This is a genomic window from Flavonifractor sp. An10, from assembly GCF_002161215.1.
Classification (GTDB): Bacteria; Bacillota; Clostridia; order Oscillospirales; family Oscillospiraceae; genus Flavonifractor; species Flavonifractor avistercoris.
Genome location: NZ_NFMB01000007.1, coordinates 151,058 through 176,251, shown reverse-complemented (window position 1 = coordinate 176,251; position 25,194 = coordinate 151,058). Strand labels below are relative to the sequence as shown.

The window sequence follows — 25,194 nt, the reverse complement described above, 5'->3', positions numbered from 1 at the left end:
GATATGCGGCGTCTCCCCTTTCTTCTGCTGACCCTTCTCCTGCTGGCGGGCTGTGCCGGAGCGCCGGCAGCCGCCCCCTCCCCCGGCCTTACCCGGTATGAGGCCACCTTTCTCACCCTGTTCGACACGGTGACCACCATCAAGGGCTACGCCGCGGACGAGGCCGAGTTCCAGGCCACGGCCCAGGAGATCCACGACGGCCTGCTGGAGTACCACCAGCTCTACGACATCTACAACGAGTACCCCGGCGTGGTCAACCTGAAAACGGTCAACGACGCCGCCGGCGGGCCGCCGGTGAAGGTGGAGCAGCCCATCCTGGATCTGCTGCTCTTTTGCCGGGAGGTCTATACAGAGACGGAGGGCAGGGTCAACGCCGCCATGGGCAGCGTCCTCTCCCTGTGGCATGAGGCCCGGGAGGCGGGCATCAACGACCCGGAGCACGCCGCCCTTCCCGACCGGGCCGCCCTGGAGGAGGCCGCCCTCCACACGGATTTCTCCGCCGTAGTCATCGACGAGGCGGCCTCCACCGTCCAGATCACCGACCCGGAAACCCGGCTGGACGTGGGCGCCATCGCCAAGGGCTACGCCGTGGAGCAGGTCTGCCGGGAGGCCCCCGCCGGTCTGCTGGTCAGCGTGGGCGGCAACGTCCGGGCCACCGGCCCAAAGGCCGACGGCCAGCCCTGGGTGGTGGGCGTACAGTCCCCGGACGGGGATGGGGAGGAATTCCTGCACACCCTGGAGCTCAGCCAGGGCTCGGTGGTGACCAGCGGCGACTACCAGCGGTACTACACGGTGGACGGCGTGCGCTACCACCACATCATTGACCCCGACACGCTGCTCCCCGCCGCCTACTGGCGCTCGGTGACCATCGTCTGTGCCGACTCCGGCCTGGCCGACGCCCTCTCCACCGCCCTGTTCACCCTCCCCCAGGAGGAGGGACAGGCCCTCCTGAACCGCTGGGACGCCCAGGCCATGTGGGTGGACGCCTCCGGCCAGCAGTTCTACAGTCCCGGCTTTTCCGACTTGATTCGCACTTAGCTCTCCCCCATCGGGAGAATTTGATCCTGACAAAGAGGTGAATCCATGAGATATCTGTTCTGGGGCGGCGTCCATCCGGACGGCCGCAAGGAGCTCTCCCGGGGTGCCCCCCTGTCCCCCGCTCCCCTGCCCGCCCAAGTTGTGATCCCCATGCTCCAGCATATCGGCAAGCCCTGCACCCCCCTGGTAAAGCCCGGTGACACCGTGCGCCTGGGCCAGAAGATCGGCGACGCCGAGGGCCTGAGCGCCACGGTGCACGCCTCGGTCTCCGGCCGGGTTCTGGCGGTGGAGCCCCGCCCCCACCCCTCCGGACGGCCGGTGCTGTCGGCGGTGCTGGAGAACGACGGCCTGGATACCCCCGACCGCACCCTGGTGCCCCACGAGACCCTGGAAGGCCTCTCACCGGACGATCTGCTCACCATCATCCGGGAGGCCGGCATCGTGGGCATGGGCGGCGCCACCTTCCCCACCGACATCAAGGCGGTCAGCGCCGCCGGACGGGTGGACACCGTCCTCCTCAACGCCTGCGAGTGCGAGCCCTATATCACGGCGGACGACGCACTGCTGTGCAGCGCGCCGGAGCGGGTGCTGCGGGGCGCCTCGGTGCTCCGGGCCATCCTCCAGCCCGACCGGGTGGTGCTGGCTGTGGAGGACAACAAGACCCAGGCCATCGACTCTGTCCGCCGCTGCCTGGAGCAGTATCCGGGCATAGAGCTGGCGGTGCTGCCCACCCGCTACCCCCAGGGCGCGGAGAAGCAGCTGGTGCAGGCCGTCACCGGCCGGCAGGTTCCCCCCGGCAGGCTGCCCATCTCTGTGGGCTGCGGCGTGTTCAACGCCGGCACTGTGGCCGCCATCTGCCGGGCGGTCTTTTATGGGGAGCCCATCACCCGCCGGGTAGTCACCGTCACCGGCGAGGGGGTGCGGGAGCCCAAAAACCTCATTGTCCGCATCGGCACCTCCTATCAGGATGTACTCGCCGCCGCCGGCGGCCTGACGGAGGACGCTTGCAAGGTGATCACCGGCGGCCCCATGATGGGCATCGCCCAGGAAGATCTCTCCGTCCCTGTCCTCAAGGGCACCAACGCGGTGCTCTGCCTCACCCGGGATGCCGCTACCCCCGCCCGGCCGGTGTGCATCCGCTGCGGCAAGTGCGTGGAGGCCTGCCCCATGCACCTCCAGCCCCTGTACCTCTATCGCTACGAGGCGGCGGGCAGTCTGGACGCCCTGGAGGCGCTCCACGTCTCCGACTGCATCGAATGCGGCTGCTGCTCCTACGTCTGCCCGGGCCAGCTCCCCCTGGTGGAGCGGTTCCGCGCGGCCAAACAGACCTTAAAGGAGGGAAATGCCTCTTGAAGCTGATCACTTCCTCTTCCCCCCACATCCGCAGCGGGGAGACCACCCGCCGCGTCATGGGCACCGTGCTGCTGGCCCTCCTCCCCGCCCTGCTGGCGGGCGTCTGGTTCTTCGGCCCCCGGGCTCTGCTGCTGGTGCTGGTGACCGTGGCCGCCTGTGTGGCCTCTGAATGGGTCTTTCTGGCGATCACCAGAGGGCCCGGCTCTGTACTGGATGGCTCCGCCGCCGTCACCGGCCTGCTGCTGGCCCTGACCCTGCCCGCCACCACCCCCTACTGGATGGCCGCGGTGGGCGGCGTCTTCGCCGTTGTGGTGGTCAAGGGCCTGGGCGGCGGCCTGGGCCAGAACATCTTCAATCCCGCCCTGGCCGCCCGTGCCCTGCTCCTGCTGCTGTGGCCCGCCAGCCTGACCCGCTACGCCCCCGTGGGCGCAGAGCTGCCCCTGTTCTCCTCGGCGGCGGACGTGGTGACCGCCGCCACCCCCCTGCACAGCATGGTGATGCCCGCCCTGCCGGAGATATCTCTGGCCGATATGTTCCTGGGCAGCATCGGCGGCTGCATCGGCGAGGTATCCACCCTGGCCCTGCTGGTGGGCGGCGCCATCCTGATCTGGCGCAAGGTCATCTCCTGGCGTATCCCGGCCGCCTATCTGGGCACGGTGGCCTTCCTGGCCCTGGTGTTCCCCCGGGGACAGGAGCCTTTGAGCTGGATGCTCTACAGCCTGATGGGCGGCGGTGTGATGCTGGGGGCCATCTTCATGGCTACGGACTACGCAACCTCCCCCGTCCTGCCCAGGGCCCAGCTGATCTATGGCGTCGGCTGCGGTGTGCTGACCATGCTCCTGCGCTATAACAGCCTCTATCCGGATGGGGTCACCTACGCCATTCTGCTGATGAACGCCTGCGCCTGGGCGCTGGACAAGCTCCTGCCGCCGGTGCGCTTCGGGGTTCGGAAAGGAGGGGAGGCCGGATGAGACAGAAAGCCCTTGTGCGGGCCGCTGCCGTGATTGCGGCCGCCTTTTTGATCCTGCTGGCCCTCTCCGCCGCGCTGGCCCCCGTGGAGGCGGAAAACACCGCTGCGGAGCGGGAGTCCATCTTTCAGATCCTGCTGCCTGACGGCGGCCCCTTCGAGGAGGAGCCCTATTCCGGCGAGGACGCCAACATCTCCGCCGTCTACCGGGGTACCACGGGCTACATCGTGGAAACCGTCACCGCCGGCTACGCCGGGGACATCACCATGCTGGTGGCCGTGGACTTCCAGGGCACCGTGGTGGGCACCGTGGTGCGGGACATGGAGGAGACCTTCGGCCTGGGCATGGAGGCCCTCTCCGACGCGGAATTTCTGTCCCAGCTGGTGTGGAGCCAGGGCGACCTGGCCGTCGGGGAAAATTTTGACGCCATCACCGGCGCCACTGTCACATCCCGGGCGGTGGCCAACGCGGTCAACTCCGCCTCCGCCTTTGTCACCGGGGCGGACGTGAGCTCCGGCGCCACAGAGTGGGGAGGTTGAGTCCATGCAGAAAAACTATACGCTGAATATCCTTCTGGCCGCGGTGGTGGGGCTGGCCAGCCTGGCTGCCCTGCTGTGCCGGGTGTTTCTCCCCGCCGCCATTCTGCCTGTGGTGAGCCTGCCCGCCGTGGCCGCCCTGGTGCTGATCGCCCTGGTGCTGGAGTGCTACCTGACAAAGCCCATTCCCCAGCGCGACTGGGGCGTGACCGGGCTTTTGGGCGCGCTGACCTTCGGCCTGCTCCCCTTCGGGGCCGGGCTTACCGCCGGCGGCGAGGCGGTGCGGCTGGCCGTGGTGGGCGGTGCCGTCTTTCTGGTACTGACCTTCCTGTTCACCACGCTGCGGGAGCGGCTGGTCTCCGGCCGCGCCGGGCGGCTGGCCCCGCTGGTCACCGGCGGCGTCCTGTTCCTGGCCTGCCAGTGCTTTATCGGCATGGTGCTGTAAGCCGCAGATGATTTTTATGAACCACAAACCAGCAGAGGCCGGGCAAGCTGCCCGGCCTCTGCTTTTTCTCCGCTGGGTACCATTTTGACCCCGATGTAGGTACTGAAGAACTGGGCCACCTGGAGATGATCGGCGCCATCGTCCACCAGCTGACCCGCAACCTGAACGATGAGCAGGTGCGGGAGGGCGGCTTTGCCCCCTACTTTGTAGACCACACCACCGGCGTCTACCCCACCGCCGCCTCTGGCTTCCCCTGGAACGCCGCCTCCATGGCGGTGAAGGGCGACGTGATCTGCGATCTGTCCGAGGATATGGCCGCCGAACAGAAGGCCCGGGTTACCTATGACAACATCCTGCGCATGTCCGACGACCCCGACGTCAACAATGTCATCCGCTTCCTGCGGGAGCGGGAGATCGTCCACTTCCAGCGATTTGGCGAGACAAAGCGTACAAGAGGAATAGAGCTGCTGACACAGGGCCGCCGCAGATCGCGGCGGCCCTGATTGATATGGGGCACAAGAAATCTGCTACCGAAATGCGCCGTGATGTGCTATGATGATCGGGAAACGGCAAAGGAGGCAGCGGAATGGAGCGGATTTTTCTTCTGGAGGATGACGAGGCGCTGGGCCGGGGGATCACCATGGCCCTGGAGGGGTCGGAGCGGGCTGTGTTCCGGGCGGGAACGCTGGCAGAGGCGGAGGAAATCCTGTCCCGGGAGCGATTCTCCCTCCTGATTCTGGATGTCAATCTGCCGGACGGAAGCGGCCTCGAGCTGCTGAAACAGCTCCGGCAGCGGGGCGATTCCGTGCCGGTGATCCTGCTCACCGCCAACGATCTGGAGGTGGACATCGTCGCCGGGCTGGAGCTGGGGGCCGACGACTACATTACCAAGCCTTTCTCCCTGGCAGTGCTCCGGGCCAGGGTGAACACCCAACTGCGCCGGGGCGGCACAGCCCAGCCGGAGCGGCTGGAGCTGGGCGGCTATATCTTTGACTTTGGCCGGATGAGCTTTTCGAAGGAGGGCGTACCCGTGGAGCTGAGCAAACGGGAACAGCAGCTCCTGCGGCTGCTGGTGGAGAACCGGGGGCAGACCCTCACCCGGGCGGCGCTGGTAGACCGTATCTGGACGGATGGGGCGGAGTACGTGGATGAAAACGCCCTCTCCGTCACGGTGAAGCGGCTGCGGGACAAGCTGGAGGACACACCCTCCCGCCCCCGCTATATCAAAACGGTGTACGGATTGGGCTACACCTGGGCGGTGGATTGATATGAATTGGGATGCTTGGATTGTGGCCGGATTGCTTCTGGCCCTGGTGGCCGCCGTGGGGCTGGCTCTGTTCTCCCTGTGGCGGACGCGGCGCACCCTGGACACCCTGGAGCAGATGCTGGACGACGCCGCCCGGGGACAGTTCCGGGAGACCCGCTTTGACGAATCCCGCCTCTCCGCCCTGGAAACCCGTATGGCCCACTATCTGTCCGCCTCCTCTATGACCTCCGGCCGGCTGGAGCAGGAACAGGCCGCCATCAAAGCCCTGATCGGGGACATCTCCCATCAGACCAAAACCCCCATCGCCAACCTCCAGCTCTACAGCCAGCTGCTGGCGGAGCAGGAGTTGCCCCAAGAGTGCCGTACCTGTGTGGCCGCGCTGAGCGAGCAGGTGTCCAAGCTGCGCTTCCTCATCGATGCGCTGGTCAAGACCTCCCGGCTGGAGACCGGCGTGCTCACCCTGTCCCCCAGGCTCCAGGACATCTCTCCCCTGCTGGAACGCACTGCCACCCAGGCCGCGCCCGGGGCAACTGACAAGGGGATCTCCTTGACGGTGGAGCCGACGGAGCTCACCGCCAGGTTTGACGAGAAGTGGACGGCGGAGGCCCTCTACAATCTGGTGGACAATGCCGTCAAATATACCCCTGCCGGTGGCCGGGTGACACTCCGGGCCGTGGGCTACGAGCTGTTTTGCCGCATCGACGTCACCGACACCGGCCCCGGAATCCCGGAGGACGAGCAGCCCCGGATTTTTGGCCGCTTCTACCGCTCCCCCGCCGCCAGGGGTCAGGAGGGCGTGGGCATCGGCCTCTACCTCAGCCGCCAGATCGCCCAGCGGGAGGGCGGATATCTCAGGGTGTCCAGCCGCCCGGGGGCCGGGAGCACCTTCTCCCTGTTTCTCCCCCGGGAGGAGCCCCCGGCTGTCGGCTGAAATCTTTCCAAAGTGTTAGATTTCGGAAAGAATGTGGTAAGATTGATCTGCTAAAGTGTGTATCGCTGAAAAGCGATACACACTTTTTTCCGGGAGGAACTGCAATGAGCATCTTAGAGACCAGAGAGGTGCGTAAGTTCTACGGCTCCGGCGAGACGGAGGTTCGGGCCCTGGACGGGGTGAACCTGACGGTGGAGAAGGGCGAATTCGTGGCGGTGGTAGGCACATCCGGCTCCGGCAAGTCCACCCTGCTCCACATGCTGGGCGGCCTGGATCGCCCCACCGGCGGCACCGTCACGGTGGACGGACGGGAGCTCTCCGCCCTGAAGGACGAGGAGCTGACCATCTTCCGCCGACGGAAGATCGGCTTTGTGTTCCAGAACTACAACCTGGTGCCGGTGCTGAACGTATACGAGAACATCGTCCTGCCCATCCAGCTGGACGGCCGGCAGCCGGATCAGGACTATCTCAACCGGATCATCGAAACCCTGGGGCTGGGGCGCAAGCTCCAGAATCTGCCCAACAACCTGTCCGGAGGCCAGCAGCAGCGGGTGGCCATCGCCCGGGCCCTGGCGGCCAAGCCGGCCATTCTCCTGGCGGACGAGCCTACCGGCAACCTGGACAGCAGAACCAGCCAGGACGTGATGAGTCTGCTGAAGGTCACCGGCCAGAAGTTCGGCCAGACCATTGTGATGATCACCCACAATGAGGAGATCGCGCAGATGGCCGACCGGATCGTCCGCATTGAGGACGGCCGTATCGTGGTGAGAGGGTGAGCGCCATGCTGAAGGTTTCCAATGGAGCGGTGATCCGCCGCATGGGCTGGCGAACCATGAAGGCATCCAAAACCCGCAATCTCATCGCCGTGCTGGCCATCGCCCTGACTACGGTGCTGTTCACATCCCTCTTTACCATCGCCATGTCCATCAACGACGGGTTCCAGCAGTCCAACTTCCGGCAGGTAGGCGGCTTCTCCCACGGCGGCTTCAAGTACCTGACGGAGGAGCAGTTTGAGGAACTGCGGGACGACCCCCGCATCGGCCAGTGGGGCCTGCGGCGCTTCCTGGGTATGCCCACCCAGGCGCCATTCAACAAGTCCCACATTGAGGTGAGCTACGCCGACGGCAACTACGCCCACTGGGCCTTCTGCGACCCGGTGGAGGGCTCCCTGCCCCAGGAGGGCACCGACCAGGCCGCCACCGACACGGCGGTGCTGGAACTGCTGGGTATTGAGCCGGAGATCGGCGCGAAATTCACCCTCACCTTCGATGTGGACGGCCACACCACCACCCAGACCTTCACCCTCTCCGGCTGGTGGGAGCGGGACGAGGCCATCGCGGCCAGCCACGTCCTGATCCCGGAGAGCCGGGTGGACGCTGTCCTGGCCGAGGTGGGCGTGGATCCCGCCAGCTCCACCAACGGCATGACCGGCACCTGGAACCTGGACGTGATGCTGAAGAGCGGCTCCCGGCACATTGAGCGGGATCTGAACCAGATCCTGGCCGACCACGGCTACCAGAACGAGACCGCCGGGGCCAACTACATCGACATCGGTATCAACTGGGGCTACACCGGCGCCCAGCTCAGCGACAACCTGGATCCCATCGTGGTCATCGCCATCGCCGCCATGCTGCTGCTCATCATCTTCACCGGGTATCTCATCATCTACAACGTGTTCCAGATCTCCGTCACCAACGACATCCGGTTCTACGGCCTGCTGAAAACCATCGGCACCACCCCCCGGCAGCTGCGGCGGATCATCCGCCAGCAGGCGCTGACGCTGTCCCTGGCGGGCATCCCTCTGGGGCTAATCGTGGGCTGGTTCATCGGCGGCCAGATCACGCCGGCCATCGTGTCCCAGCTGGACGGAATCGTGCCCACGACCTCCGTGAGCCCGGTGATCTTCCTGGGGGCGGCGCTGTTCTCCCTGGTGACGGTGCTCCTCTCCTGCCGGAAGCCCGGGCGGGTGGCCGCCAAGGTCTCTCCCATCGAGGCGGTGCGGTACACCGAGGGCGGCGGCATCAAGCGCAAGCAGAAAAAGGGCCGCAAAGGCGTGTCCCTCCTGTCCATGGCCTGGGCCAACCTGGGCCGCAGCCGGAGTAAGACCGCCGTCACTGTCACCTCCCTTTCCCTGGCGGTGGTGCTGCTGACGGTGACGGTGAACTTCACCAACGGCTTCGACATGGATAAGTATGTGTCCAACTTCACCGCCAGCGACTTCATCGTGGCGGACGCCGGGAAGTTCCAGAACAGCGTCCTGGATTTCACCACCGACATGGCCGTGCCCCAGTCCGTCATGGACGATATCAGCGCTCAGGGCGGCATCACAGACAGCGGCGTGATCTACGGCCAGACGTTCGGGGCCCTGGAGTATGTCACCGAGGACTGGTTCCGGCAGAATAAAGAGCGTTTCTACACCCCGGAGCAGATGGACAACCTGATCCGCCTGACCGGCCGAAACGAGGAGGGCCTGCTGGCCGACCGAATCCAGCTCTCCGGCATGAGTGACTTCGCTCTGGATCACCTGACCGTGCTGGAGGGGGATCTGGACAAGCTCCGGGAGGACGGTGGGCGGTACGTGGCCGCCGTGTACAGCGCCGACGAGACCGGCAATGCGGATCTGGACTCCAACTGGGCCCGGCTGGGGGACACCGTCACCGTCCGCTATGTGGAGGAGACAGAGTATGTGGATCCGGACACCGGCATCGCCTATTTCAGCATGGAGGATGTGCCCGCCGGGGCAAACTGGGTGGAGCAGCCGGTGAAGTACCGGGACGTGGAATATGAGGTGGCCGCCCTGGTGTCGGTGCCCTCCGCCTTCAGCTACCGCTACTACGGGGCGGACGAGTTCATCCTGAACGACCAGACCTTCATCCAGGACAGCGGCACGTCGGACGTGATGTACTACGCCTTTGACACCGCTGACGAGGCCAATGACGCCATGGAGGAATTCCTGCGGAACTACACGGAGAACGTGAACCCCCAGTTCGATTACGAGAGCAAGGCCCTCTACGCTGCGGAGTTCGAGGGTATGCGCTCCATGTTCCAGCTGTGCGGCGGGGCGCTGAGCTTCATCGTGGGGCTGGTGGGGGTGCTGAACTTCTTCAACGCTATCCTCACCGGCATCATCGCCCGGAAGCGGGAGTTCGCCGTACTCCAGTCCATCGGCATGACCGGAAAACAGCTGAAAACCATGCTGGTCTGTGAGGGACTGTTCTATGCCCTGGGGGCGGCGGTGATCTCCCTGGTGCTGACCCTGGTTCTGGGGCCGGTGGCCTTCACGGCGGTGGGGAGCCTGTTCTGGTTCTTCACCTACCGCCTGACTCTGTCCCCCTTCCTGATCGTAGTTCCGGTGTTTGCCCTCCTGGGTATCCTGGTGCCCCTGGCGGTGTACCGCGCCATCGCACGTTCCACCATCGTGGAACGGCTGCGACAGGAGTAAGCGGCAAGCCACGATGGATTCTGGTTGACAATCAAGTAAAACCTCCGAGGGGAGCACCCGGGAAACCGTCCCGGGCGCTCCCCTTCCCTTTTGCCCGTCATAGGACATCCCTACTGCAGAATATAGTATGACAGGGATGCGGATTGGAGGGGATAATCATTCTGCTTCGGTCAGTCACGTATACCAGTGAGATCCATACCGCTTCCATGCGGAACCAGACCGTGACCATCGAAAATAAAACACCACAGTTAAGTGAGCAGGAGCGCGCCGAGCAATACAGGGCGATTGAGTGCGGCCTGTTCGACATTTTTATCAAATATGAGGATAGCTATTTGAGAGCCGCTGGGGTATGATGTGCCTGTCAGCAGCTCTTTTTCTATCCATTGAACGATGTAGAAAGAGAGTGAATCTATGGACGCTATTTATGCCAGGCAGTCAGTAGACCGGGCAGACAGCATCTCCATTGAGAGCCAGATTGAATTCTGCAAATATGAAACAAGGGGTGAGGCGTACAAAACCTACATCGACCGCGGATACAGTGGAAAAAATACGGAGCGTCCCGGCTTTCAGGAGATGATGTCGGACATGGCGGCCGGCCTCATCCAGAAGGTGATCGTCTATAAGCTGGATCGGATCAGTCGCTCCATCCTGGACTTCTCCACCATGATGGAGACTTTTGGAAAATACCAAGTGGAGTTCGTCTCCACCACAGAGAAGTTCGACACCTCCTCCCCCATGGGCCGCGCCATGCTCAACATCTGCATTGTGTTCGCCCAGCTGGAACGGGAGACCATCCAGAAGCGGGTAGCAGACGCCTACTTTTCCCGCAGCCAAAAGAGCTTCTATATGGGTGGCCGGGTTCCCTATGGGTATTGCCTGGTGCCCGCCGTGATCGGCGGCGTCAAGACCTCCATGTATGAGATCGTACCGGAGGAGGCCGAGGTTGTCCGGCTGATGTATGAGCTCTATTCCAAACCGGAGTGCTCCTACGGCGACCTGATCCGAACCTTCCAGGAGCACGGTATCACCCAAAACGGGAAACCGTGGGTGCGCACCAGGATGGCGGACATCCTGCGCAGCCCCATCTACGTCCGGGCGGATCTGTCAGTCTATCAGTTCTACCAAAACCAAGGAGCCATCATCGCGAATGACCCTTCCGATTTCATTGGCACCAACGGCTGCTACTACTACAAGGGAAAAGAGGGCTCAGGGCGCAAGCAGATGAATCTGGAGGGCAACCACCTGGTCCTGGCCCCCCATGAGGGGATTGTCCCGGCGGATACCTGGCTCAAGTGCCGTCTGAAGTGCCTCAATGCCAAACAGGTGCGGCCCTATCAAAAGGCAAAAAACACTTGGCTGGCGGGAAAAGTGAAGTGTGGAATCTGCGGGTACGCCCTGGTGGAAAAGCACTATGCCAACTCGAAGGCCCGCTATCTGCTCTGCTCCCACCGGATGGACACCAAGGCCTGCCCAGGGCCCGGCACAATCTACACCGATGATTTTGAGAATCTGATTTACGATGAGATGAAGAAAAAGATGGCCATGTTCCAGCGGCTCCGCCGCCGGAACGGCCCTGCCGCAGATTCGGAGCTGACCGCGAGGAAGCTGGAGCTGGCCCGGCTGGAACAGGAGATCGACGCCCTGTTGGAACGGCTGGCACGGGCAGATGATGTGATGTACCGCTATATCAGTGAACGGGTGGGCGAGCTGGATGGCAGAAAGCGGGAACTGGCAAAGGAGATCTCTGAGCGGAGCCTGCGGAAGGAGGTGGACTGCCAGGAGATCACAGGCCATCTGACGCGCTGGGAGGAGCTGAGCTTCGAGGACAAGCGGCAGACCGTAGACCAACTCATCAAGGTGATTTACGCCACCAGCGACAAGGTTCAGATTGAGTGGAGGATCTGACCCCTCCCCTTCCTCTTGTACGCTTCGGCGAAGCGGTGCGCCTGGCCAAGGAGAAGATGGATCAGAAAAATGTCTACTTTACCAACCCGGCCTTTGACAAATAGCAGGAACCGCGCCCCGTGCCGTCCGGCACGGGGCGCGGTTCCTGTTCCCGGCGGAATTGCTTCGGGATTCCAAGCAATCCCGGGCTTGCGTTTTGCCGCGCTTGGCGCTATGATAAAAGAAGTAAACACAGTATTGGCCGGACTTGCAGAGAAACCACAGAGTAAACGGAGTGGACGCATATGGCGGGTGTACAGCTGGAGCATGTGGTGCGGGAATATATCATGGGCAAGACCACCATCCGGGCGGTGGACGATATCAGCTTCACCATTCCGGAGGGCAAATACACCATCATCCTGGGCGCCAGCGGCGCCGGCAAGTCCACGGTGCTCAACATCCTGGGCGGCATGGACTCCCCCACCTCCGGCCTGGTGCGGGTCAACGACAAGGAGATCTCCAAATTCAACAAGCGGCAGCTCACCGACTACCGCCGGGAGAGCATCGGCTTTGTGTTCCAGTTCTACAACCTGATGCCCAACCTGACGGTGCTGGAGAATGTGGAGCTGGCCAGCCAGATCTGCAAGAACCCCCTGGACGCCAGAGAGGTCTTGAATATGGTGGGGCTGGGCGACCGGCTGAACAACTTCCCCGCCCAGTGTTCCGGCGGCGAGCAGCAGCGGGGCGCCATCGCCCGTGCCCTGGCCAAGAACCCGGACGTGCTCCTGTGCGACGAGCCCACCGGCGCTCTGGACTACCAGACCGGCAAAGCCATCCTGGCCCTGCTGTACGATCTGTGCCGGCAGAGCAGAAAAACCGTGATTGTGGTTACCCACAACGGGGCGCTGGCCCCCACGGCGGACATCCTGATCCGCATGAAAAACGGTAAGATCGAGTCCTTCACGGAGAATCCCCACCCGGTGCCGGTGCAGGAACTGGAGTGGTAGCATGATCTGGAAAAACTTTGTGCGGGATCTGCGGCGCACCGCCTCCCGCCTGATCTCGGTGAGTATCATCACCCTGATCGCCGTCATGGTCTATACCGCCCTGAGCGGTATTCTCTTTAACCTGGATCGCATCTCTGAACAATACCTGGAGGGGCAGAACACGGCGGATTACTGGCTGACCGGAACCAGCCTGGACGCCGGTGACTGCCGCACCCTGGCGGAGCTGCCCGGCGTCACCGGGGTGCAGCCCCGCATCGTGCTGGACGCGGAGGAGCGGTACGACAGCGACGTCACCCTCCAGCTCTACGCCGTGCCGGAGGACTACGCCATCAACACTCCCTATGTGGTGGCGGGCACCCTGCCGGACAGCGGACGGGAGATCGCGGTCAGCGATCAGCTGGCCCAGGCCCGGGGCCTCCAGGTGGGGGACTGGTACGAGCTCACCGTCACCGGAACCGGGCGGCAGCTGCGGCTGTATATCTGCGGGCTGATCAAGGATCCCGAGTGCATGTACCTGGTCAACGCCACCAATCCGGCTCCGGATCTCTCCCGGTACGCCTTCGCCTACGGCACAGAGGAGCTCCTCTCCGATTTTATGGGGGCCAACCGCTACAACCAGATCTGCGTCACCACCGACGGCAGCGTCTCCAGCGCCCAATTCCGGGCGGCCGTGGATGATGCCCTGGGAGACCGGGTGATCAATGTGCTGGCCCTGGAGGACAACACCGTTGCCTCCTACCTGATGGAGATGCGGGATAACCTGGCCCCTATCCTGAGCATTTTCCCGGTGCTCTTCTTCCTGTGCGCGGTGCTGATGATGGTGAGTACCATGAACCGCCTGATTGAGAACGCTCGCCCGGACATCGGCACCTTCAAGGCCCTGGGCTACGCTGACAGCACCATCCTGTTCTACTACCTGCTCCACGCCATCCTGGTGGTGGCGGTGGGCTTCCCCATCGGCGCCTGGTCGGGCCGGTATGTGTGCGCCCTCATTGTCAATACCGTGGCCATGGGGTGCGACCTGCCCCCCTACACGGTGGTGCACGACTATGCCGCCTGGGGACAGGCCCTGGGCCTCACCGCCCTGTGCTGCATCGGCAGCGCCTGGCTGGTGGCCCGCTCGCTGCTGAAGGAGACTCCCGCCCAGTGCATGCGCCCCAAGCCCCCCAAGAGCACCAAGGCCGTCCTGCTGGAGCGGTTTCCTCTCCTGTGGCGCCGCCTGGGCTTCAACCAGAAGTACATCATCCGCAACACCTTCCGCAACAAGGTGCGCATGTTTACCTGCATCTTCGGCATCGCCTTCTGTATGGCACTGGTCTTTCTGGCCTTTGCCCTGCGGGACTCCATCGACCACTACTCCGCCGCCCTGTCTGAGGGGCAGAACCGCTACGATCTCATGGTGGATTTCAGCACCTCCGTAACCGAGGGGCAGTACCGCCGGATCACCCAGGACGTGGGGGTCACCGGGGCGGAGCTGGAGATGACCACCGCCGGGTGGCTCTACACCGACAGCCGGCAGGCCACCGCCACCATCACCGTGGCGGAAGATCAGCTCTCCCTCAAGCGGTATGACCCCTATGCCGAGGGTGTCCTGAGCCTGCCGGCGGACGGGGTGGTGCTGGAGGAGGGCCTGGCGGAGGAGCTGGGCGTGGAGGCCGGCGACACAGTGACGCTCCGCTTTACCGGCAGCAGCGCCTACTACCCGGTGAAGGTGGCGGAGCTCAACCGGAGCGTCAGCGGAGTCTACATCAGCCGCAGCCTGTGGCGGAGCCTGGGCCTGGCCTACACCCCGACGGCGGCCTATGTGACGGCGGAAGATCCCGACGCCCTGGCAGCCCGGCTGGCGGACTATGACTTTGTGGATGCCTGGCAGACCCGTGAGGTGGCCACCCAGGCGGCGGTGGATCAGATGAACAGCATGTCCATGGTGGTCTACATCCTGATCCTGTTCGGCGGCGGCCTGGCCTGCATCGTCATCTACAACCTTGGCATCATGAGCTTCTTTGAGCAGATCCGCAGCCTGGCCACCCTGATGGTGCTGGGCTTTCACGATAAGGAGATCAAAACGCTCCAGCTCAGCGAGAACATCATCTTCGCCGTCTGCGGGATCATCCTGGGCATCCCTCTGGGTGTCGCCCTCAACCGGATGATCCTTCAGGCCATCACCACCATGGATCTGGTGGAGGCCACGCGGCCCGTCTCCCTGCTGCTTTCCGGCGCAATAACCCTTCTGTTCGCGCTGGCGGTGAATGTGGTGATCGGGCGGAAGATGCGGGATATTGATATGCTGGGCGCTCTCAAGAGCGTGGAATAACCTGGAGGTGTCAGAGATGAAGGTACGCAGATGGGGGGCGGCGGCCCTGGCCGGGCTGACCGCTCTGCTGGCAGGCTGCTCCGGCGGGCAGGACTCCTACAACACCGTGGCGCCGGAGACCGACGCGGTGGTGGAGCGCACGGTGGAAGCCACCGGCACGGTAGGCTATCATGAGGAGTACTCCGTCATCCCGACGGTCAGCGGGAAAATCCTCTCCTGCTCCGTGGAGGAGGGGGATACGGTGACGGCGGGACAGGTGCTCTATGTCATCGACTCCGGTGAGCTGGAGGATCAGATCACCCAGGCGCAGCTCTCCCTGTCCAGCGCCCAGGCGTCCTACAGCCAGGCGGCGGCCGCCTGTGATGATCTGACCGTGACAGCCTACGCCTCCGGAACTGTCACCGAGGTCTATGTCCACGTGGGCGACTACGTGAATACCGGCACCGCCATCGCCGCCCTGGTGGACAGCGGGAGCCTGACCCTGACGGTGCCCTTTGCGGCGGACGACGCGGCGGCCTTTGCCGCGGGCAGCGCCGCGGTGATCAGCTTTCCCGGCAAGGCCGGAACCGTCAGCGGCACGGTGACCCGGGTATACGACACGCCCACCACCCTGTCCGGCGGCCGGCAGGGGGTGTATGTGGAGCTCTCCTTTGCCAACCCGGGCGCGGTGAGCAGCGGAGACACCGCCATGGCGTCGGTGGGCGGGGCGGCCTGCATGGAGTCGGGCACTGTGGCAAACGCCACGGAGCAGTCCATCTACGCCACCCAGTCCGGCCAGGTGGCCTCCCTCCCCATCCAGGCGGGCACCGCCGTCACCGCCGGCCAGACGGTAATGACCATTGAAAACGCCAGCCTGACCAACGCGGTGACCAACGCCGCCCTGTCGGTGGAGTCGGCCCGGGTCAGCCTGACCCAGCTGGAGGACAGCCTGTCCGACTACACGGTGACGGCGCCGGTGGACGGCACCGTGCTGACGCGCACCTTCAAGACCGGCGACTTCGCCTCCGCCGCCACTCCCCTGGCCACCCTGGCCCAGCCGGAGGATCTGTGCGTCCACACGGACATCGACGAGCTGTACATCAACGAGGTGGGCGTGGGCCAGTCGGCCCGGGTCACCTTCACCACCGACCAGGGCGAGGAGCTGGTCTATGACGGCACCGTGAGCCGGAAGGACGAGACCGGCATCACCTCCGGCGGTGTGACGGAGTACACTGTGGAGATCAGCCTGACGGACACCCAGGCCCTCCAGAGCGGCATGAACGTCACCGTGGAGATCTTCACGGGCCGCAGCGAGGGCTGCATGGCGGTTCCCTCCTCTGCGGTGAGCGGCGGCACCGTCCAGGTGCTGCGGGACGGCCAGCCGGTGACCGTGGAGGTGGAGACAGGCCTCACCGGCGGCGGGTACACCGAGATCATCTCCGGGCTCTCCCCCGACGACCAGGTGATTCTCCCGTCCTGATAAACATTCCTGAGAAGGAGGCTTCCCATGCAACCCATCCTGCTGAAATCTGTCAATCTGTTTGATCCGGAGCCAAAGGGCGTCTGTGATCTGTTCCTGTGCGGCGGCATCGTGGCCGCCGTGGGAAAGAACCTGTCTCCCGCCCTGCCCGATGTGGAGGTGGTGGACGGCAGCGGGCTTACCGCCCTGCCCGGTCTGGTGGATCAGCACGTCCACTTCACCGGCGGCGGCGGAGAGTGCGGCTTCCGCAGCCGGGTGCCCGAGCTCTCCCTCACCGACTTCACCACCGCCGGGGTCACCACGGCGGTGGGCGTGCTGGGCACCGACAGCGCCACGAGAAGTCCGAAAAACCTGCTGGCCCGAACCAAGGCGCTGAACGAGGAGGGCATCACCGCCTACTGCCTCACCGGCGCCTATGACGTGCCGTCTCCCACGGTCACCGGCTCCCTCAAGGACGACGTGGCCTTTATTTCGGAGATCCTGGGGGTCAAGGTGGCCCTGTCCGACCACAGGAGCGGCCACCCCTCCCTGGAGCAGCTCATTCACATGGCCAGCCAGGTACGCCTGGGGGCCCTGACTGCCGGCAAGCCCGGGGTGGTTCACATCCACATGGGCGCCGGGAAGCGGGGCCTGGGGCCTGTCTATGACCTGCTGGAGGCCACGGATCTGCCCATCTGGCACTTCCGCCCCACCCACATGGGCCGCTGGCAGAAGGAGGCCGCGGCATTTGCCCGGCAGGGCGGCATGGTGGACTTCACCGCCGGTGAGGAGCCGGAGAAATGCGCCCTTCCGGTGCTCCGCACCCTGGAGGAGGCGCCGCCGGAGCGGATCACCATCAGCTCCGACGCCGGGGGCAGCATGCCCCGCTGGTCAGAGGATCGGCGCGCCGTGGTGGGAATGGGCGTGGGGAGCATGCGCACCCTCCTCCCTGTCCTCCGCTGCCTGGTGACGGAGCACCACGTCCCCCTGGAGACCGCCGTCTGCCTTGCCACCCGAAACGTGGCCGACGGGCTGTACCTCTCCCGGAAGGGCCGCCTCACCGTGGGGGCGGACGGGGATGTGCTGCTGCTGGATCGGGACTGGAATGTCCATACCGTCCTGGCCCGGGGGGTTCCCATGGTGGCGGGCGGCGTCCCTGTCAAGCTGCCCTATCTCTCATAACAGCGCCAGATGCCAAGCAGCCCGCCGGGTTCCCCCGGCGGGCTGCGGTTTTCTATTGCGTCTGGGCCAGCTCCTGCTGCCGGATGCGTGCCATCTCATGGCGAACCAGGAGCACCGAGGTGAGGAAGGCGGCCCCGTCGGCGATGGGGCCGGCGAACAGTATACCGTCAATGGGCACCGGGAACACCAGCGGCAGGAGGAGGAGCAGCGGAACCAGGAAAATCACCTGCCGGGTCAGGGAGAGCACCGCGCCCCGGATCGGCTTGCCGATGGCGGAGAAAAAGCTGGAGGAGAACATCTGCACCCCGTTGACACAGGCCATGAACAGGAAAATCCGCATGAATTTCACGGCGAATTCCATGTACAGGGTGTTGCCGCTGTCCCCGAACAGGCCCACGATCTGGGCGGGAAACAGCTGGAAGAGCAGAAAGGCGGTGACCGACACGGCCAGGTTATAGGTGATGGACAGGCGGTAGATGTCCCGCACCCGCCGGAACTGCCTGGCTCCGTAGTTGAAGCCGATGATGGGCTGGGAGCCCTGATTGATGCCGATGATGACGGCCAGCATGATGGCGTTGACCTTCATCACAATCCCGCAGGCGGCCAGAGGGATCTCCTTTCCGTAGGGGGACATGGAGCCATAGTAGGTCAGGGAGTTGTTGAGCACGATCTGCACAAAGGTGATGGCCAGCTGATTGAGGCTGGCGCTCAGGCCCAGGGAGACGGCCTGCAGGCAGGCATCCAGCCGCAGGCGGAAGTGCCTTCTCTGGAGCTGGATGCGGTGGAAGTGCCGGGCATAGCGGACGGCCATGAGGAAGGACACGAACTGTCCGGCCACGGTGGCCCAGGCCGCCCCCGCCACCCCCCAGTTGAAGAGGAAAATGCAGATGGGATCCAGAATGGTGTTGATGACCGCCCCCACCAGCATGCAGGCCATGGAATATTTGGGGCTTCCATCCGCCCGGGCCAGATTGCTCATGGCATTGGTAATGATGAGCAGGGGCATGCCCAGGCCGGTGATGCGGGTATAGCTGACGGCATAGGGCATGACGTCCTCTGTAGCCCCGAAGGCGGTGAGCAGAGGCTCCAGAAAGAGCTGGATCACCACCGCGTAGGCCAGTCCGAAGAGCACCATCATGCCGATGGCGTTGCCCACGGCCTCGGCCGCCCGCTCCGGATTTCCCTCCCCCAGGGACAGGGAGAAGCGGGAGGCGCTGCCGATGCCGATAAGCAGGGCAATGGCCAGGCAGATGGTGGTCAGCGGATAGGCCACGTTGGTGGCCGCGTTGCCCAGATAGCCAACCCCCTGGCCGATGAAAAACTGATCCACGATGTTATACAGCGAGCTGACCAGCATGGCGATGATGCTGGGCACGGCAAAGCGCCTGAGCAGGGTGGGCAGCGGCGCATAGCCCAGCGGATTTTCCGTCCGTATCTCCGGCTCCTGATTCAAGTTGTTTCCCTCTCTTTCTCCTGCTGCTCCAGCAGTGCCACCGCCCGGCGGCCCAGACGCTGCAGCAGCTTCTCCAGGTGCTCCCGCTCCTCCTGCGGGAGGCCCTCCATCACCATGGCCTCCCAGCTGTCACAGATATCCAGGATCTGCTGGTAGACCTCCCGCCCCCGCTCCGTGGGATAGAGGCGGCAGGTACGCCGATCCTGCGGATGGAGCTCCTTGCGGAGGAAGCCCCCCTGCTCCAGCGCGGCCAGGGCCCGGGTGATGTTGCTGGGATGAATATAAAAGCGGGAGAACAGGCTGTCCTGGGTGATGCCCGGCTCCCGGCATACCCGGATGAGGTACATGTGCTGGCTGCTGTTCAGCCCGAAGGGCGCCAGCTTTTTGTCCAGATACCGCTTGTTTTGGCGGTCAAGGATGGAGCACCACCGGATAAACTCCATTTTTCCTTCCTCTCAGCAGTTCGGGCGGAGCACAGTGAAAGTCCGTCCCGTGAATTCGACAATATTATAGCCAAAAATATTTGCGCGCGCAATTATAAAATTGCGCGCGCAAATATTTTTGTAAAAAAGCAGAGAGAGGCATCCGCCCCTCCCTGCTTTTTCGGCTTTTTAACGATTATGCCTTGCCGTCGCAGCCCAGCACGTCGATGAGCTTGTGCTTGACCAGCTCCTTGATGTTGGCCCGGGCAGGCTTCAGATACTCCCGGGGATCAAACTTGTCGGGGTGCTCGGCAAAGAACTTGCGGATGGTGCCGGTCATGGCCAGGCGCAGATCGGAGTCGATGTTGATCTTGCAGACCGCGCCGCGGGCGGCCTGACGCAGCTCCGCCTCGGGGATGCCAACGGCATCGGGCATCTTACCGCCGTTCTCGTTGATCATCTTCACATACTCCTGAGGCACGCTGGAGGAGCCGTGGAGCACGATGGGGAAGCCGGGCAGGCGCTTGGACACCTCGTCCAGGATGTCGAAGCGCAGGGGCGGGGGAACCAACTCGCCCTTCTCGTTGCGGGTGCACTGGGCGGCGGTGAACTTGTAAGCGCCGTGGCTGGTGCCGATGGCAATGGCCAGGGAGTCGCAGCCGGTCTTGGAGACGAACTCCTCCACCTCCTCGGGGCGGGTGTAGTGAGACTCCTCGGCGGACACCTGCACGTCGTCCTCAATGCCGGCCAGGGCGCCCAGCTCGGCCTCCACCACCACGCCGTGGTCGTGGGCATATTCCACCACCTTGCGGGTGAGCTCGATGTTCTCCTCGAAGGGCTTGGAGGAGGCGTCGATCATCACGGAAGTAAAGCCGCCGTCGATGCAGCTCTTGCAGATATCGAAGCTGTCGCCGTGATCCAGATGGAGGCAGATGGGCAGGCCGGTCTCAATGATGGCGGCCTCCACCAGCTTGATCAGATAGGTGTGGTTGGCATAGGCACGGGCGCCCTTGGACACCTGGAGGATCAGAGGGGCGTTGACCTCCTTGGCGGCTTCGGTGATGCCCTGGACGATCTCCATGTTATTGACATTGAAGGCGCCGATGGCATAACCGCCGTGATAAGCCTTCTGGAACATTTCCTTGGTAGTAACGAGAGGCATAGCAGTCATCTCCTTTATCGAAATCCATCTTAGATTTTATCAGTTCTCATTGAAAATTTCAAGGGGACGTGCTATGATATTTGGCAGAAATCACCCCGAACTACAGATTCCAATTTTGGATTCAGGAGGGTCAGACATGAGTGAATTGAGAGGGGCCTGTATCATCGCGCAGTCCGGCGGCCCAACCGCCGTCATCAACGCCAGCGCCCTGGGCGTGATCCGCACCGCGCTGGACACCAACTGCATTACCCGGGTGCTCGGCGCCGCCTACGGCATCAAGGGTGTGCTGGAGGACAAGCTGTACGACATGGGACAGGAGGATCCCGGCGAGCTGGAACTGCTGCGCAGCACGCCGGCCTCTGTGCTGGGCTCCTGCCGCTACAAGCTGGCAGATCCGGAGGGAGACGACACCGATTACCGCCGTATTCTGGAGATCTTCCAGCGCTATGACGTGCGGTACTTTTTCTATAACGGCGGCAACGACTCCATGGATACCTGCAACAAAATCTCCAGGTATATGCAGGCTCAGGGCTATGAGTGCCGCATCATCGGCGTACCCAAGACCATCGACAACGATCTCAACGGCACCGACCACTGCCCCGGCTACGGCTCCGCAGCCAAATACATCGCCACCTCCTGCGCCGAGGTGTGGCACGATGCCCACGTATATGATACCGGCACGATTACCATCATCGAGATCATGGGGCGCCACGCCGGTTGGCTGGCCGGCTCCGCCGCCCTGGCCGGGCTCACCGGCTGCGGCCCCGACCTGCTCTATCTGCCGGAGATCGACTTTGATATGGATCGGTTCATTCATGACGTCAAGGAGATCTACGGAAGGACGGGCAAGTGTATGGTGGCCGCGTCCGAGGGGATCCACTACGCCGACGGCCGTTATGTGTCCGAGGCGGAGATCTCCGCCACCGACGGGTTCGGGCATGTCCAGCTGGGCGGCCTGGCCACCCGTCTGGCCCACATCATCAAGCTGCACACCGGTGCAAAGGTGCGGGGCATTGAGCTCTCTCTGCTCCAGCGGTGCAGCACCCATATTGCCTCCCAGACCGACATTGACGAGGCCTATCTGGCTGGCAAGGCGGCGGTGGAGGCCGCTGTGGCCGGAAATACCGGAAAGATGGTGGCCTTCCGCTGCACCCGGGAGGGCGGCTATCGCTGCGAGACCACGCTGGAGCCGCTGGATATCGTGGCGAACTTCGAGAAAAAGGTTCCCCGCGGATGGATCAACGCCGCCGGCAACGGCGTGGAGCAGCCCTTCCTCGACTACGCCCTCCCCCTCATCCAGGGGCAGGCCGATTACCGGCTGGAGAACTCCCTCCCCCGCTTCGCCCACCTGAAAAAGGTGCTGGCCACGCGGTAGAGGATAAAGGACTCTGCACCCGGTTTTCGTGTGAGCGGGATTCATCCAAATGCCTATGAAGCGGTGTTTCATAACAGGAGGCCGCCGCCCGCAGACAGCGGGCGGCGGCCTCCTTGCCGTATGGATCCAGTGGTTACTGTACGCCGGTCAGGGCGCGCATGACCTCGTAGGTGTGCTGATCCAGGCTCTTGCTCATCTGCAGGGCCTCGGTGATGTCGTAATCCACGTAGTTCTCGCCCTGGAGGGCCACCACGCGGCAGGTCTTGCCCTCGGCCAGCAGCCGCACCGCCTCGAAGCCCATGTAGGTGGCGGTGATCCGGTCGCGGGAGGAGGGGGAACCGCCGCGCTGGATGTGGCCCAGCACGGTGACCCGGGTATCCAGGGCGGTGGCGTCCTCAATGACCTTGCCGACGGCATAGGCACCGCCCTCCACGCCCTCGGCCACAATGACCATGAAGTGGGTGCGCCCGCCCAGGCGGGCCCGGCGGATAGGCTCCAGCAGGTCGTTCTCAATGTCCACGGGGTGCTCGGGGACGATCACGGCGGTGGCGCCGCAGGCCACGCCCACGTTGAGGGCCAGGTGGCCCGCCCGGTGGCCCATGACCTCCACCACGGAGCAGCGCTCATGGGACTGCATGGTGTCCCGCAGCTTGTCGATGGACTCCAGGGCGGTGTTGCAGGCGGTGTCGTAGCCGATGGTGTAGCTGGAGCAGGCGATGTCGTTGTCGATGGTGCCGGGGATGCCCACCACAGAGAGGCCCCGCTCCGCCAGGCGGAGCAGGCCCTGGAAAGTGCCGTCGCCGCCGATGCCGATGAGCGCATCCAGGCCCAGCATCTTGCAGGTAGCCACGGCACGCTCCTGGCCGGCGGGGGTCTTGAACTCCTCGCTGCGGGCGGAGTAGAGCATGGTGCCGCCCCGGCGGGACAGATCGCTGACGCTCTCAAAATCCAGCTTGGTAAAATCGCCGTTGATCAGGCCGTGGTAGCCCCGCCGGATGCCCACGCACTCAATACCCATGTGCTGGCAGGTACGGGCCACGGCACGGATGGCGGCATTCATGCCGGGGGCGTCTCCCCCGCTGGTAAACACGCCGATGCGGCGCACTGCTTTTTCCATGTAGAATCTCCCTTTCTGTATCAGTCGGTCAAACCTTCAGTTCTGTCTCACGGCCCGCCAGGGCGCCGGCATACTTCTCCAGCACCGGCTCCACATCGGCGGCCAGGAACTCCTCCACCTGCTCCGGACACCGGCCGATGTAGCGGGCGGGCTCCAGATGGGCGGTCAGCTCCTCCCGGCTCAGCATGGAGAAGGCCGGGTCGGCGGCGATCAGGTCGATGAGGTTGTTGGACAGGCCCCGATCCTTCACGTTGGCCCCCGCCTCCTGGCTCAGCACCCGGATGCGCTCGTGGAGCTCCTGGCGGTTGCCGCCCCGCTTTACCGCATCCATCATGATGTTCTCGCTGGCCATGAAGGGCAGCTCCTCCAGCACGTGCTTTTCGATGACCTTCTCGTGAACCACCAGGCCGCCGGCCACATTGGCATAGATGTTCAGAATGGCGTCCACAGCCAGGAAGGCCTCAGGCACGGAGAGGCGCTTGTTGGCAGAGTCGTCCAGGGTGCGCTCAAACCACTGGCTGGAGGCGGTGACGGCGGGGTTCACCGCGTCGGCCATGACGTACCGGGCCAGGGCGCAGATGCGCTCGCACCGCATGGGGTTGCGCTTGTAGGGCATGGCCGAGGAGCCGATCTGGTTCTTCTCGAAGGGCTCCTCCACCTCCTTCAGGTGGCAGAGCAGGCGCATATCGGTGGCGAACTTGCTGGCTGACTGGGCGATGCCGGACAGGGTGGACACCACATAGTAGTCCATCTTCCGGGAATAGGTCTGCCCGGACACGGGAACCACCCCGTCAAAGCCCATCTCAGCGGCGATCTTCCGCTCCAGCTCCCGGCACTTCTCGTGGTCGCCCTCGAACAGCTCCAGGAAGGAGGCCTGGGTGCCGGTGGTACCCTTGCTGCCCAGCAGCTTCAGGGAGGCAATGCGGTGCTCCACCTCCTCCAGATCCATCAGCAGCTCATTCATCCACAGGGTGGCCCGCTTGCCCACCGTCACCAGCTGGGCGGGCTGGAAGTGGGTGAAGCCCAGGGTGGGCAGGGCCTTGTACTGCCGGGCAAACCCGGCCAGATGGTTCAGCACCCGCACCAGCTTGTCGCGCACCAGCTCCAGGGCCTCCCGCATCAGAATGATGTCGGTGTTGTCCCCCACATAGCAGCTGGTGGCGCCCAGATGGATGATGGGCATGGCCTTGGGGCAGGCGTCTCCGTAGGTATGGACGTGGGCCATCACGTCGTGGCGGAGCTTTTTCTCATATTCTGCCGCCTTGTCGTAGTCGATGTCGTCAATATGGGCGGACAGTTCGTCCACCTGCTCCTGGCTGACGGGCAGGCCCAGCTCCATTTCGGCCCGGGCCAGGGCCACCCACAGGCGGCGCCAGGTGGTGAACTTCTTATCCGGAGAGAACACATACTGCATCTCATCGCTGGCATAGCGGGAGGACAGCGGACTCTCATATCGGTCGTGACGCACAGGCATAACCTCTTTTCCAGTTCCGTCAAAATACAACGGGACTAGTATACTATAAAACTGGTCGGCTCACAAGGAAAAATTTGCAGGCGGGTTCCGCCGCCGATTCAAGCGGGTTTATCCTATCACAAAAACCGTGCGGGGGCAAGAAAAAATCCCGCAAAAGAACCTGTTCCCTCCGGCCCTTCCTTTGTGGAAAATGGAAAAAAGGGAGTTGACAGGCATCCCTCCGGGTAGTATACTTGTCTCAATTGAATCAGGATCTTCAGGGCGGGGTGCGATTCCCCACCGGCGGTATAGCCCGCGAGCCGAAAGGCATGACCCGGTGTGACTCCGGGGCCGACAGTACAGTCTGGATGGAAGAAGATCGTGTGCCGCAGCGTCTGTTTGCTGTC

Annotated in this window: 21 protein-coding genes, 1 pseudogene and 1 riboswitch; of the genes and pseudogenes, 17 read left to right on the top strand and 5 right to left on the bottom strand. The window is 63.8% G+C overall.

The window, feature by feature from the left end; genetic code table 11:
- Positions 1-3: 3 nt before the first annotated feature.
- The 16 genes and pseudogenes from B5E42_RS13615 to iadA all read left to right on the top strand — a co-directional run bounded on the left by B5E42_RS13615 (position 4) and on the right by iadA (position 17,805).
- Positions 4-1,038 carry an FAD:protein FMN transferase gene (locus tag B5E42_RS13615; RefSeq protein WP_087240577.1) on the top strand — a complete coding sequence of 345 codons (1,035 nt, stop codon included), beginning with the start codon at positions 4-6 and terminating at the stop codon, positions 1,036-1,038.
- Positions 1,039-1,083: 45 nt separating this feature from the next.
- Positions 1,084-2,391, top strand: a complete 1,308-nt coding sequence (gene rsxC, locus B5E42_RS13610) for an electron transport complex subunit RsxC (RefSeq protein WP_087240575.1) — start codon at positions 1,084-1,086, stop codon at positions 2,389-2,391.
- Complete coding sequence (locus B5E42_RS13605; protein WP_087240573.1) at positions 2,388-3,362, top strand: RnfABCDGE type electron transport complex subunit D; 975 nt, start codon at positions 2,388-2,390, stop codon at positions 3,360-3,362. The genes rsxC and B5E42_RS13605 overlap by 4 nt, the downstream gene beginning before the upstream one ends.
- Positions 3,359-3,898, top strand: a complete 540-nt coding sequence (locus B5E42_RS13600) for an FMN-binding protein (protein ID WP_087240571.1) — start codon at positions 3,359-3,361, stop codon at positions 3,896-3,898. The genes B5E42_RS13605 and B5E42_RS13600 overlap by 4 nt, the downstream gene beginning before the upstream one ends.
- A gap of 4 nt (positions 3,899-3,902) precedes the next feature.
- Entirely contained in the window at positions 3,903-4,340 is a 438-nt protein-coding gene (locus B5E42_RS13595) for a hypothetical protein (protein WP_087240569.1), read from the top strand.
- 47 nt (positions 4,341-4,387) lie between these two features.
- Positions 4,388-4,780: pseudogene (locus tag B5E42_RS13590) on the top strand (manganese catalase family protein); the annotation flags it as partial.
- A 146-nt stretch (positions 4,781-4,926) separates the two neighbouring features.
- The gene (locus tag B5E42_RS13585) at positions 4,927-5,607 is read left to right on the top strand and encodes a response regulator transcription factor (RefSeq protein ID WP_087240566.1); all 681 of its coding nucleotides are present in this window, start codon (positions 4,927-4,929) and stop codon (positions 5,605-5,607) included.
- Position 5,608: 1 nt separating this feature from the next.
- On the top strand, positions 5,609-6,538 hold the full coding sequence (locus B5E42_RS13580) for a HAMP domain-containing sensor histidine kinase (protein WP_087240564.1): 930 nt from the start codon (positions 5,609-5,611) through the stop codon (positions 6,536-6,538).
- Between the two features lie 104 nt (positions 6,539-6,642).
- Positions 6,643-7,314, top strand: a complete 672-nt coding sequence (locus B5E42_RS13575; protein ID WP_087240562.1) for an ABC transporter ATP-binding protein — start codon at positions 6,643-6,645, stop codon at positions 7,312-7,314.
- A 5-nt stretch (positions 7,315-7,319) separates the two neighbouring features.
- On the top strand, positions 7,320-9,980 hold the full coding sequence (locus B5E42_RS13570; RefSeq protein WP_087240560.1) for an ABC transporter permease: 2,661 nt from the start codon (positions 7,320-7,322) through the stop codon (positions 9,978-9,980).
- 221 nt (positions 9,981-10,201) lie between these two features.
- Positions 10,202-10,333 carry a hypothetical protein gene (locus B5E42_RS19900; protein ID WP_255397033.1) on the top strand — a complete coding sequence of 44 codons (132 nt, stop codon included), beginning with the start codon at positions 10,202-10,204 and terminating at the stop codon, positions 10,331-10,333.
- A 58-nt stretch (positions 10,334-10,391) separates the two neighbouring features.
- A complete protein-coding gene (locus B5E42_RS13560; RefSeq protein ID WP_087240555.1) occupies positions 10,392-11,885 on the top strand; it encodes a recombinase family protein in 1,494 nt (497 codons plus the stop codon).
- Positions 11,886-12,169: 284 nt separating this feature from the next.
- Positions 12,170-12,871, top strand: a complete 702-nt coding sequence (locus tag B5E42_RS13555) for an ABC transporter ATP-binding protein (protein WP_087240553.1) — start codon at positions 12,170-12,172, stop codon at positions 12,869-12,871.
- 1 nt (position 12,872) lies between these two features.
- Positions 12,873-15,185: an FtsX-like permease family protein gene (locus B5E42_RS13550; RefSeq protein WP_087240551.1), complete on the top strand. Its 2,313-nt coding sequence runs from the start codon at positions 12,873-12,875 to the stop codon at positions 15,183-15,185.
- A gap of 16 nt (positions 15,186-15,201) precedes the next feature.
- Entirely contained in the window at positions 15,202-16,644 is a 1,443-nt protein-coding gene (locus B5E42_RS13545; RefSeq protein ID WP_087240549.1) for an efflux RND transporter periplasmic adaptor subunit, read from the top strand.
- Between the two features lie 27 nt (positions 16,645-16,671).
- Positions 16,672-17,805, top strand: coding sequence for a beta-aspartyl-peptidase (iadA, locus tag B5E42_RS13540; RefSeq protein ID WP_087240547.1), 1,134 nt, complete (start codon positions 16,672-16,674; stop codon positions 17,803-17,805).
- Positions 17,806-17,857: 52 nt separating this feature from the next.
- On the opposite strand, the gene B5E42_RS13535 is transcribed toward iadA, so the two are convergent.
- From B5E42_RS13535 to fba, 3 genes are all read right to left on the bottom strand, one after another.
- A complete protein-coding gene (locus B5E42_RS13535) occupies positions 17,858-19,258 on the bottom strand; it encodes an MATE family efflux transporter (RefSeq protein ID WP_242967143.1) in 1,401 nt (466 codons plus the stop codon).
- Complete coding sequence (locus tag B5E42_RS13530) at positions 19,255-19,701, bottom strand: MarR family transcriptional regulator (protein WP_087240545.1); 447 nt, start codon at positions 19,699-19,701, stop codon at positions 19,255-19,257. Before B5E42_RS13530 ends, B5E42_RS13535 begins: the two co-directional genes overlap by 4 nt.
- Positions 19,702-19,876: 175 nt before the next feature.
- Positions 19,877-20,842 (bottom strand): class II fructose-1,6-bisphosphate aldolase, encoded by a 966-nt coding sequence (gene fba, locus B5E42_RS13525; protein ID WP_087240543.1) that lies wholly within the window; start codon positions 20,840-20,842, stop codon positions 19,877-19,879.
- 136 nt (positions 20,843-20,978) lie between these two features.
- Between fba and B5E42_RS13520 the strand changes: the two genes are divergently transcribed.
- Positions 20,979-22,217, top strand: coding sequence for a 6-phosphofructokinase (locus tag B5E42_RS13520; RefSeq protein ID WP_087240541.1), 1,239 nt, complete (start codon positions 20,979-20,981; stop codon positions 22,215-22,217).
- 133 nt (positions 22,218-22,350) lie between these two features.
- Here the strand turns inward: B5E42_RS13520 and B5E42_RS13515 are convergent, their stop codons facing one another.
- Positions 22,351-23,334, bottom strand: coding sequence for an ATP-dependent 6-phosphofructokinase (locus B5E42_RS13515; RefSeq protein ID WP_087240539.1), 984 nt, complete (start codon positions 23,332-23,334; stop codon positions 22,351-22,353).
- Positions 23,335-23,362: 28 nt separating this feature from the next.
- Positions 23,363-24,802 (bottom strand): adenylosuccinate lyase, encoded by a 1,440-nt coding sequence (gene purB / locus B5E42_RS13510; RefSeq protein ID WP_275536307.1) that lies wholly within the window; start codon positions 24,800-24,802, stop codon positions 23,363-23,365.
- Between the two features lie 254 nt (positions 24,803-25,056).
- Positions 25,057-25,171: riboswitch (FMN riboswitch) on the top strand.
- The last annotated feature ends 23 nt before the right edge of the window (positions 25,172-25,194 follow it).